Source organism: Cellulomonas biazotea (assembly GCF_004306155.1).
In the GTDB taxonomy this organism is placed as follows: domain Bacteria; phylum Actinomycetota; class Actinomycetes; order Actinomycetales; family Cellulomonadaceae; genus Cellulomonas; species Cellulomonas biazotea.
Genome location: NZ_BIMR01000043.1, coordinates 1 through 10,622, shown reverse-complemented (window position 1 = coordinate 10,622; position 10,622 = coordinate 1). Strand labels below are relative to the sequence as shown.

Here is a 10,622-nt window from a genome sequence, read left to right as displayed (position 1 = left end):
GGCGACGCGGGCGACGCGGGCGGCGTGCGCGACGTGGGCGACACGGGTGCCGCGGGCGGCCGGGGTGCGGGGCGCCGGGCCGAGCGCGACGGTGCGGGGTCGGCGCCGTGATCACCGTCCGCGGCCTGCGCGTCGTCCTCGCGGGACGGGTCGTCCTCGACGGCGTCGACCTGGACCTGCCCGACGACGGCGTCCTGGCCGTCATGGGACCCAACGGGTGCGGCAAGACGACCCTGGGCCGCGTCCTGCTGGGGCTCGTCGCCCCCGACGGCGGCACGGTCGTCGGGACGCCGACCCGTCGCGCCGCCGTGTTCCAGGACGACCGGCTGTGCGAGCACCTGGACGCCGTCGCGAACGTGCGGCTGGTCCTGCCGCGCGGTGTCCCGACGGCCGACGTCGTCGACGCGCTGCACCTGCTCGGGCTGCCGGACGACGCGCTGACCCGACCGGTCCGGCGGCTGTCCGGCGGGCAGCGGCGCCGGGTCGCGATCGCGCGCGCGGTGCTCGCCGATGCCGACCTGGTCGTGCTCGACGAGCCGTTCACCGGCATCGACGCCGCCTCGCGCCCGGACGTCGTCGACCGGGTCGCGCACGCGTGCGTCGGACGCGCGGTGCTGCTGGTCACGCACGACCGGGACGAGGCGGTGCGGATGGGGGCCGAGGTGGTCGACCTGGTCCCGGTCGTGCCGCGGGTCTGACGCCGGCGGGCACCTCGTGACGACCGCCGGACCTTCGTCCCTCGCGGCGGTCGGGGCGCGCGCGTCAGAGTCGAACGGACGCTCGTCGCGAGCGCCGCACGCTCGGCGGGGGAGGCGAGGACGGTGCTCGACACGGGACGGTTCCGGCTGGCGGCTCGGGCCGACGAGATCCTGGCGCGACGACCGGCGGTGGGGTTCGCCGTCGGGGTCGTGCGTGGCGACGACCTGGAGGTCGAGACCCGCGGGTTCGCCGACGTCGCGGCGCGACGCCCCTTCACCGCCGACACGGTGTTCCGGGTCGCGTCGATCACCAAGACGTTCACGGCCCTCGCGGTGGCCCAGCTCGCCGAGCAGGGGGTGCTGGACCTCGACGACCCTGTCGACGACCACCTGACGTCGTTCCGCCTGGTGCCCTCGCGCGACGACTGGCCCGCACCGACCCTGCGGCACCTGCTCACCCACACGGCGGGCGTGCCGGAGGAGGTCCGCGCGCTCGACCTGGTCAAGCCGCTGTTCGGCGAGGCCGTCGTGCACGGCCGACCGGTCCCGACGCCCGCCGAGCACTACGCGGGCGGGCTGCCGCTGCGGGCCGCGCCGGGCACCCGGTTCCGCTACACCGACCACGGCTTCACGGTCGCCGGGCAGGTCGTCGAGGACGTCACGGGCGTCCCGCTCGCCACCTACCTGCGCGAGCACGTCTTCACGCCGCTCGGGATGACCGCGACGACGCTCGACCGCGCCGACGTCGACCCGTTCGACGAGGCGACGGGCTACACGCTCGGTCGGCGCGGACCGGTCGCGGTCCGGGACTACGACTACCTCACCGCCCCCGCGTCGTCGGCGCGCTCCACGGCCCGTGACCTCGGCCGCTACCTGTCCGCGCTCCTGCACGGCGGCACCAACGCGCACGGCACGGTCCTGCGCCCCGAGACCGTCGAGCACCTGTTCGCGCCGAGCTACCAGCCCGACCCGCGCGTGCCCGGCCTGGGCCTCGCGTGGTTCCGCGGCAGGGTCGGTGACCACCGGGTCGTCGAGCACGCCGGCGTCGTGCCCGGCTCCAACTCGCAGGTCTTCCTCGCGCCCGACGACGACGTCGCCGTGCTCGCCCTCGTCACGGGTGGGCGTCAGGCCATGATGTGGCTGCCCGGCGAGTGCACCGACCTGCTCGGCGACGTCCTCGGTGTCGACGACGAGCGGCCCGACGTGCCGCACCGCCCGGAGACGTGGCCCGACCTGTGCGGCTGGTACCCCGTGCCGGGTCCGCTCTCGGACGCGCGCGTGCGCATGATGGCCGGGCTCGGCGTCGAGGTCGGGGTGCACGGCGGACGGCTCGCCCTGCACGTCGTCGGTGCCGTCCCGCAGCCGGTGCGCGGCTTCCCGCTGCTGCCCGACGACCCGGACGACCCCGACGTCTTCCGCCTCGACCTGTCCCGCTACGGCACCGGGTCGCTGCGGGTCGTGTTCACCCGCGACGCGTCCGGCCGGGCCGTCGCGCTGCACCTCGACGGGATGCCGATCACCGCGCAGCGCGACCTGTCGGCGAACAACCCCCGCTTCTGGGCGCAGGGGCTCGCAACCGTGGGCGGCGCGGCCGTCGTCGGCGGCGCGCTGCGACACACCGTGAGGGAGCTCGGCAGGGCTCGTCGTCGGTGATGGGCGTCTGAGCGACGTGCGCCTGGGCGGACGGTGTCAGTCGGCGTCCCGCCACAGCAGCAGGGCCTCGCCCTGGCCGCCACCGCCGCACAGCGCGACCGCGGCGCGACCGTGGCCGCGGCGGGCGAGCTCGGTCGCGGCGTGGCCGGCCAGGCGGGTGCCGGACGCACCGATGGGGTGGCCGAGCGCGATCGCGCCGCCGTGGACGTTGGTCCGCTCCAGGGGGTAGTCGAGGTCGGCGAGCGACCGGGCGACGACGGAGCCGAAGGCCTCGTTGATCTCGACGAGGTCGACGGTCGCCAGGTCCCAGCCTCCGCGCTTGAGCGCGGCCTGGATCGCCGCCGACGGCTGCGAGTGCAGGGAGGTGTCGGGGCCGGCGACCTGGCCGGACGCCCCGACCGAGCAGAGCCACGGCAGGTCGCGGGCCTCGGCGACGTCGCGAGCGGCGACGACGACGGCCGCCGCACCGTCGGTCAGGGGGGAGGCATTGCCCGCGGTGATCGTGCCGTCGGGCGTGAACGCGGGGCGCAGGGCGGCGAGCGACGCGACCGTCGTGTCGGGGCGGATGCCCTCGTCGGCGTCGACGACGACGGCCGGGCCGCGGCGCTGCGGGACCTCGACGGGCGTGATCTCGGCGGCGAAGACGCCGGACGTCACGGCGGCGGCGGCGCGGACGTGGCTCGCGGCGGCGACGGCGTCCTGCGCCTCGCGCGTGATCCCGAGGGACGCGTTGCCGCGCTCGGTCGACACGCCCATCGACTCGCCGTCGAACGCGTCGGTGAGGCCGTCCCGCGCGAGTGAGTCGACCGCGGCCAGGTCTCCGTACGTCCAGCCGCGGCGGGACCCAGGGAGCAGGTGGGGTGCCTGGCTCATGGACTCCTGACCGCCCGCGACGACGACGTCGGCCTCGCCGGTCCGGATGAGGCGGGCGGCGTCGATGATCGTCGTGAGGCCGCTGAGGCAGACCTTGTTGACGGTCGTCGCGGGCACGGACCACGGGATCCCGGCGCCGTGGGCGGCCTGGCGGGCGGGGTTCTGCCCGGCACCGGCTTGGACGACCTGGCCCATGAGCACGGCGTCGACCTCGGCCGCGGCGACCCCGGCGCGCGCGAGGGCCGCGCGGATCGCGGCAGCGCCGAGAGCGGCGGCGGGAAGCGACGACAGGGCGCCGTTGAGCCGGGTCATCGGGGTGCGGGCGAAGGACAGCAGGACGACCTCGCGGGTCATGACAGCACCATCTCCTGGACGTCGTCGGCGATGCGCAGGGGCACGGCGGACGTCGCGGCGACGACGTCCGGGACGGTCACGCCGGGCGCGCACTCGCGCAGCACGAGTCCGCCCGGGGTCACGTCGAGCACGGCGAGGTCGGTGATGACGCGGTCGACCACCGCGGTGCCGGTGAGCGGCAGGGTGCAGGCCGGGAGGATCTTCGGCGACCCGTCGCGCGCGACGTGCTCCATGAGGACGACGATCCGGCGGGCGCCGTGCACGAGGTCCATCGCACCGCCCATGCCCTTGACCATCTTCCCGGGGATCATCCAGTTCGCGATGTCCCCGCCGGCCGACACCTGCATCGCGCCGAGGACGGCGACGTCGACCTTGCCGCCGCGGATCATCCCGAAGCTCGTCGCGGAGTCGAAGTACGAGGCGCCGGGCAGGACCGTGATCGTCTCCTTGCCCGCGTTGATGAGGTCCGGGTCGACGTCGTCGGCGGCGGGGTAGGGGCCGACGCCGAGGACGCCGTTCTCCGACTGGAGCACCAGGTGGACGCCGTCCGGCACGTAGTTCGGCACGAGCGTCGGCAGGCCGATGCCGAGGTTGACGTACGCGCCGTCGGGCAGCTCCTGGGCGGCGCGCGCGGCCATCTGCTGGCGGGTCAGCGTCATGTCGGGCTCCCGTCGCGCAGCGTGCGTCGTTCGATCCGCTTCTCCTGCGCCTGCTCCGGGGTCAGCTCGACGACGCGGTCGACGAAGATGCCAGGCAGGTGGATCGCGTCCGGGTCGAGCGTGCCGACGGGCACGAGCCGCTCGACCTCGGCGACCGTGACCGCGCCCGCTGCGGCGCACAGCGGGTTGAAGTTGCGGGCCGACGCCCGGAAGACGAGGTTCCCGGCGCGGTCGCCGACGGCCGCACGGACCAGCGCGAAGTCGGCCGTGATCGCCTCCTCCCGGACGAACTCCCGCGCGACGCCCCGCACGGTGAACGTCTCGACCGGCTTCGGCGGCGAAGCGACGGCGACCCCGCCGTCGGCGTCGTACCGCCACGGCAGCCCGCCCTCGGCGACCTGCGTACCGACGCCCGTGCGCGTGTAGAACGCCGCGATCCCGCTGCCGCCCGCGCGCAGCCGCTCCGCCAGCGTCCCCTGCGGGGTGAGCTCCACCTCGAGCTCGCCCGCGAGGTACTGCCGCGCGAACTCCTTGTTCTCCCCGACGTACGACGCGACGACCCGGCGGATCCGGTGCTCCTGCAGCAGCAGGCCCAGCCCCCAGTCGTCGACACCGCAGTTGTTGCTCACGACCTCCAGGTCCTGCGTGCCCGCGTCGAGCAGCGCGCGGATGAGCACGCTCGGGATCCCGCACAGGCCGAACCCGCCGACGGCCAGCGTCGCGCCGTCGGGGATGTCGGCCACCGCCTCGGCGGCGGAGCGGACGACCTTGTCCATCGAGAACCTCCTGGGACGCCGAAGGGGTCAGACCATGGCCAGAACGGCACCGGGCCGGGCGAGGACCGCGCCCACGTCGGCGAGGAACCGCGCGGCCTGCTCGCCGTCGACGACGCGGTGGTCGAACGACATCGTGAGCGTGAGGACGTCGCGCAGCGCGACGCCGTCGTCGTGCGCCCACGGCTGCCGCCGGACCTGGCCGACCGCGAGGATGCCCGACTGGCCGGGCACGAGGATCGGGACGCCCCCGTCGACGCCGAACACCCCGATGTTGGTGATCGTGAACGTGCCGCCCGCCAGGTCCGCCGGGGTCGACGTGCCCGCACGTGCGGCCTCGGTCAGGGCCGTGAGCGCGTCGGCCAGCGCCGGCAGCCGCAGCAGGTCGGCGTCGTGCACGACCGGGACCAGCAGGCCACGCGGGGTCGCCGCCGCGATGCCGAGCCCGACGTGCGCGGGCTGGACGATCTCCTGCGCGGCGTCGTCCCAGCGCGCGTGCAGCGCCGGGTGCCCGCCGAGCGCGAGGGTCACCGCCTTCGCGACCAGCGTGAGGAACGTCAGGCGGTGCCCGGCCAGCGCGCGGTCGGCGCGCAGGTCTGCCAGCAGGTCCGTCGTCGCCGTGACGTCGAGCGTGAGGTGAACCGACGCGTGCGGGGCGGTGAACGCGCTCGCGACCATCGCCGCCGCGGTCTGCCGCCGTACGCCCGTGATCGGGGTCCGGACGTCGCCCGCGTGCCCGGCGGTGGTGGACGCCGACGACCGCGGGGCCGCCGCGGCTGCCGTGGTCCGGTGGGTCGACGAGGGCCTCGACGCCGGTGACGTCGGGGCGCCCGGGCGCTCCGACGACGGTGCGGGCGCTCCCGGTCGCCGCGACGACAGCGCGTGCAGGACGTCGTCGCGCGTGATCCGGCCGTCGTCGCCCGTGCCCTCGACGAGGTCGAGGTTGACGCCCAGGTCGTGCGCGAGCTTGCGGACGGGCGGCGTCGGGCGGGGGTGCGTGGCGGGTGCCTCGGGGTGCTCGGCCACCGCGACAGCGCGGTCGACGCCGTGCCCGTTGCCCGTGGTGGCGTGCGCGGCGAGCCACGACGCGGCGCGTGGCCGCCGGTGCGGGCGGGCCGACCCCTCGACGAGCGGCCCGTAGCCCACGAGCACCGACGTGCGCTCGGGTGCGGGGACCTCGGCGCCCGGCTCGGCGCCCGCCGGCTCGCCGACGGTCGGTGCATCGTCGGTCGGCGCGTCCGCGGCCGACGCCGCCCCGGACGGCGATGGTGCGGCGTCCGACGCCGGCCCGGACGGCGATGGTGCCGAGTCCGACGCCGCCCCAGACGGGGGCGACCCGTGCTCGACTGCGCTCGCGCTGCGGTCCTCGACCGCGATGGTCAGCAGCGCGCCGCCGACGGGCACGGTCGTCCCGGGCTCGACGAGGAGCGCCTCGACGACGCCCGCGTAGGGCGAGGGCAGGTCGACGAGCGCCTTCGCCGTCTCGACCTCGGCGACGACCTGGTTGAGGGTCACGGTGTCGCCGACGGCGACGAGCCAGGCGACGACGTCGGACTCGGTCAGCCCCTCGCCGAGGTCGGGGAGGGTCACGGTCTGCACGGTGGTCTGCGCGGTCATGACGCCCTCCCGGAGGCGAACCCGGCGGCAACCCCAGCGACCGCGGGCGGGTCGGCGGCCCTGGTCAGGCCGGTGAGCGAGTGCGGCCGGCCCATGACCCGGTCGACGGCGTCGAGCAGCCGGTCGAGCCCGGGCAGGAAGTGCTCCTCGACCTTCGCGGGCGGGTAGGGGACGTCGAACCCGGTGACGCGGGCGACGGGGGCGTGCAGCACGTCGAAGCAGCGCTCGGTGATGCTCGCGGCGACCTCCGCCCCGAGCCCGCCGCTGCGCTGCGCCTCGTGCGTGACCACGAGCCGCCCGGTCCGCCGCACCGACGCCTCGAGCGTGTCGAGGTCGAGCGGCGCGAGCGAGCGCAGGTCGACGACCTCGACGGACACGCCCTCGTCGGCGGCGGCGAGAGCGGCGTCGCGGGCGGTGAGGACGAGCGGGCCGTACGCGGCGACGGTGACGTCGGTGCCGGGCACGACGACGCGTGCGCGGTCGAGGGGCAGGGCGTCGGCGGGGGAGTCGTCGACCTCGCCCTTGACCCAGTAGCGCCGCTTGGGTTCGAGGAACACGACGGGGTCGTCGGACGCGACGGCCTGCCGCAGCATCGTGTGGGCGTCCTGCGGGCCGCCGCACGTGACGACGCGCAGTCCGGGGGTGTGTGCGAAGTACGCCTCGGGCGACTCGGAGTGGTGCTCGACCGCGCCGATGCCGCCGCCGTAGGGGATGCGCACGGTGATCGGCATCCGCACGAGCCCGCCGGTCCGGTAGTGCAGCCGGGCGACCTGCGTGACGAGCTGGTCGAACGCGGGGTACACGAAGCCGTCGAACTGGATCTCGACGACGGGCCGGAACCCGCGGTAGGCGAGGCCGACGGCGACGCCCATGATCCCGGCCTCGGCGAGTGGCGTGTCGCGGACGCGCTCGGGCCCGAAGTCGGCCTGGAGCCCGTCGGTCACGCGGAACACGCCGCCGAGCCGGCCGATGTCCTCGCCGAGGAGGACGACGCGCGGGTCGTCCTCGAGCGCGCGGCGCAGCCCGGCGTTGAGGGCGCGCGCCAGGGTCAGCTCGGTCACCGCTCGACCTCCTCGTACATCGCGAGGTACGCGGCGTACTCGTCGCGCTGCCGTTCCACGACGGGCGACGGCGTGACGAGGACGTGGTCGAACAGGCTGAGCGCGTCGGGCACGGCGAGCCCCAGGCAGCCCTCGCGGACCTGGTGCGCGAACGACTCGGCCTTCTCCTTGATCTCTCCGGACCGGTCCTCGCTGAGCGCGCCGCGCGACTCCAGCAGGCGCTCGACGCGCAGCAGGGGGTCGCGCGCGGCCCACTGCGCGGGCGTGTCGACGTCGACGTAGCGGGTGGGGTCGTCGGACGTCGTGTGCGGGCCCATCCGGTAGGTCACGGCCTCGACGAACGTCGGGCCCTCGCCGCGTCGTGCCCGGTCGACGGCCGCGCGCGTGACGGCCAGGACCGCGAGGACGTCGTTGCCGTCGACGCGGACGCCCGGGATGCCGTACCCCGGGGCGCGGTCGGCGAGCGGTCGCCGGGCCACGAGCCCGACGGGCTCGGAGATCGCCCACTGGTTGTTCTGGCAGAAGAACACCACGGGCGCCGAGGCGGACGCGGCGAAGACCATCGCCTCGTGCACGTCGCCCTGGCTCGTCGCGCCGTCGCCGACGTACGCCACGGACACCGCGTCGGCGCCGTCGAGCCGGCAGCCGATCGCGTACCCGGTCGCATGCAGCGACTGCGCGCCGACGACGATCTGCGGGGTCGCCATGCCGATCGCCCACGGGTCCCACCCCGACAGGGCCGTGCCGCGCCACACCCGGACGAGGTCCGTCGGGTCGGCGCCGCGGCAGTAGGCGACGCCGTTCTCCCGGTAGCTGCTGAACACGAAGTCGTCGCGCCGCAGCGCGCGGGCCGAGCCGACCTGCGCGGCCTCCTGCCCGAGCAGCGGCGGCCACAGCCCGAGCTGTCCCTGCCGTTGGAGGGCGACGGCCTCGATGTCGAAGCGGCGGACGACGACCATGTCCTCGTACAGGGCGACCAGGGCGTCGTCGTCGACGTCCTGGACCCACGGGTCGTGCACCGGGTCGGTGAGCCGTTCCCCGGTGGCGGACACGAGCCGGACGAGGTCGTCGGCGTCGGTCGGTGGGGCGTCGTCGGGCCCGTCCGGGACCGTCGTCGGGCGGGTGCCCTGGTCCTCGTGCGGGCGCAGGGCGCGGTCGGGTGACACATCTGAACGCAACATGTTTCGCTCCGTCGTCGGCGGAGCCGTGCTCTTGTGAAGCGTTGGCCCCATTGCCTGATGTCCCGCCAGGCTATGTCCGCAAGGGACCTTGTGCCCACCACCCGGGGTGCGAGTCGCCCGGGTGGAGTCGGGCCGGCGTCAGCGCGACGTGCCGTCGCGGGGGCTGCCGAGGGCCGCGAGCGCCATCTCCTCGAGCAGCGCACGGGTGCGGGCCGTCGACAGGCCACGGGCGCTGTGCGGGGTGGAGTTGAGCAGCCCGAACGTGGCCTGCGCGCGCAGTCGCAGGTCGGCGCGCTCGACGCCCGGGTGCAGGCGGGTGAGGACGTCGACCCACACCTCGACGTAGCGTCGCTGCAGGTGGCGGACCTGCTCGCGGTCGGGTGCGGGCAGGGCGGGCAGGTCGCGGTCCTGGACGCGGATGACGTCGGGCTCGGCGAGCGCGAACTCGGCGTGGAAGCGGACGAGCGAGGCGAGCGCGGCGGCGTCGCCGTCGGCGGAGGCGACGACGGTCCGGCCGCCGACGAGCAGGCGCTCGCTCACGCCGACGAGGAGCGCGACGAGCACGGCCTGCTTGCTGGGGAAGTGCCGGTAGACCGCGGGGCCGCTCACGCCGACGGACGTCCCGAGGTCCTCGATGGTCACGCCGTCGAAGCCGTGGTGGGCGAAGAGGCGGGCGGCGGCGGCGAGGAGCGCGTCGCGTCGTTCGGCCTTGGCGCGGCCGCGCGCGGTCGTGGCCGGCTCGAGGGTGAGGGCGCCGTCGGGCTGCTCCGGCACGTGGTCCCCTTCCCGTCCGCGCCGCGGACCTGCGTCGTCGTCGTTGTCGTGGACAACCGCGTCCTCGAACAGTAGCGTCATTTCAGTTAGCGATCGTTAACTGTAGTGGGGACGTCGATGGGGACCCTCCGCACGACGGCCGACCCGCACGCACCCGGGTTCGCCGCGAACGACTCCGCGCAGCGTGCCCTCGTGGCCGAGCTGCGCGACCGCCTGCGCACCGCCGCGCTCGGCGGGCCGCCGAGCGCCCGCGAACGGCACGTCGGCCGCGGCAAGCTCCTGCCGCGCGAGCGGATCGACGTGCTGCTCGACGACGGCAGCCCGTTCCTCGAGGTCGCACCGCTCGCCGCCCACGGCGTCTACGACGACGACGCCCCGGGCGCGGGCGTCGTCGCGGGCGTCGGGCTCGTCGCCGGACGGCACGTCATGGTCGTCTCCAACGACGCGACCGTGAAGGGCGGCACGTACTACCCGCTCACGGTCAAGAAGCACCTGCGCGCGCAGGAGATCGCCCGCGAGAACCGCCTGCCCTGCGTCTACCTCGTCGACTCCGGCGGCGCGTTCCTGCCCATGCAGGACGAGGTGTTCCCCGACCGCGACCACTTCGGCCGGATCTTCTACCACCAGGCCCGGATGTCCGCCGAGGGCATCCCGCAGGTCGCGTGCGTCATGGGCTCGTGCACCGCCGGCGGCGCGTACGTGCCCGCGATGTCCGACGAGACCGTCATCGTCCGCGACCAGGGCACGATCTTCCTCGGCGGCCCGCCGCTCGTGCAGGCCGCCACCGGCGAGGTCGTCACCGCGGAGGACCTCGGCGGCGGCGACCTGCACGCCCGCACGTCCGGCGTCACCGACCACCTCGCCGAGAACGACGCGCACGCCCTCGCGATCGTCCGGGACATCGTCGCGACCCTCCCCGCCCCGCGGACCACCGCGTGGGACGTCGTCGAGAGCCGCCCGCCCGCCGTCGACGAGGACG

10 protein-coding genes are annotated in these 10,622 nt (G+C 75.4%); 3 read left to right on the top strand and 7 right to left on the bottom strand.

The features are described from left to right. Positions 1-107 precede the first annotated feature (107 nt). Positions 108-698 (top strand): ATP-binding cassette domain-containing protein, encoded by a 591-nt coding sequence (locus CBZ_RS04300; RefSeq protein ID WP_130780361.1) that lies wholly within the window; start codon positions 108-110, stop codon positions 696-698. A gap of 123 nt (positions 699-821) precedes the next feature. Then, positions 822-2,351 (top strand): serine hydrolase domain-containing protein, encoded by a 1,530-nt coding sequence (locus tag CBZ_RS04295; RefSeq protein ID WP_218022706.1) that lies wholly within the window; start codon positions 822-824, stop codon positions 2,349-2,351. A gap of 36 nt (positions 2,352-2,387) precedes the next feature. On the opposite strand, the gene CBZ_RS04290 is transcribed toward CBZ_RS04295, so the two are convergent. The 7 genes from CBZ_RS04290 to CBZ_RS04260 form a co-directional block, all read right to left on the bottom strand. Beyond that, positions 2,388-3,578: an acetyl-CoA C-acyltransferase gene (locus CBZ_RS04290; RefSeq protein WP_130780360.1), complete on the bottom strand. Its 1,191-nt coding sequence runs from the start codon at positions 3,576-3,578 to the stop codon at positions 2,388-2,390. Beyond that, positions 3,575-4,237, bottom strand: a complete 663-nt coding sequence (locus tag CBZ_RS04285) for a CoA transferase subunit B (RefSeq protein WP_130780359.1) — start codon at positions 4,235-4,237, stop codon at positions 3,575-3,577. Before CBZ_RS04285 ends, CBZ_RS04290 begins: the two co-directional genes overlap by 4 nt. Next, the gene (locus CBZ_RS04280) at positions 4,234-5,013 is read right to left on the bottom strand and encodes a CoA transferase subunit A (protein ID WP_130780358.1); all 780 of its coding nucleotides are present in this window, start codon (positions 5,011-5,013) and stop codon (positions 4,234-4,236) included. Before CBZ_RS04280 ends, CBZ_RS04285 begins: the two co-directional genes overlap by 4 nt. A gap of 27 nt (positions 5,014-5,040) precedes the next feature. After that, complete coding sequence (locus CBZ_RS04275; protein WP_130780357.1) at positions 5,041-6,627, bottom strand: dihydrolipoamide acetyltransferase family protein; 1,587 nt, start codon at positions 6,625-6,627, stop codon at positions 5,041-5,043. Then, entirely contained in the window at positions 6,624-7,688 is a 1,065-nt protein-coding gene (locus CBZ_RS04270) for an alpha-ketoacid dehydrogenase subunit beta (protein ID WP_130780356.1), read from the bottom strand. The genes CBZ_RS04275 and CBZ_RS04270 overlap by 4 nt, the downstream gene beginning before the upstream one ends. After that, positions 7,685-8,869: a pyruvate dehydrogenase (acetyl-transferring) E1 component subunit alpha gene (gene pdhA / locus CBZ_RS04265; protein ID WP_130780355.1), complete on the bottom strand. Its 1,185-nt coding sequence runs from the start codon at positions 8,867-8,869 to the stop codon at positions 7,685-7,687. Before pdhA ends, CBZ_RS04270 begins: the two co-directional genes overlap by 4 nt. A gap of 138 nt (positions 8,870-9,007) precedes the next feature. Next, a complete protein-coding gene (locus CBZ_RS04260; RefSeq protein WP_246013044.1) occupies positions 9,008-9,643 on the bottom strand; it encodes an SACE_7040 family transcriptional regulator in 636 nt (211 codons plus the stop codon). A 117-nt stretch (positions 9,644-9,760) separates the two neighbouring features. Between CBZ_RS04260 and CBZ_RS04255 the strand changes: the two genes are divergently transcribed. Then, positions 9,761-10,622, top strand: an 862-nt coding sequence (locus tag CBZ_RS04255; RefSeq protein WP_281274850.1) for a carboxyl transferase domain-containing protein, incomplete at its 3' end; no start/stop codon positions are given.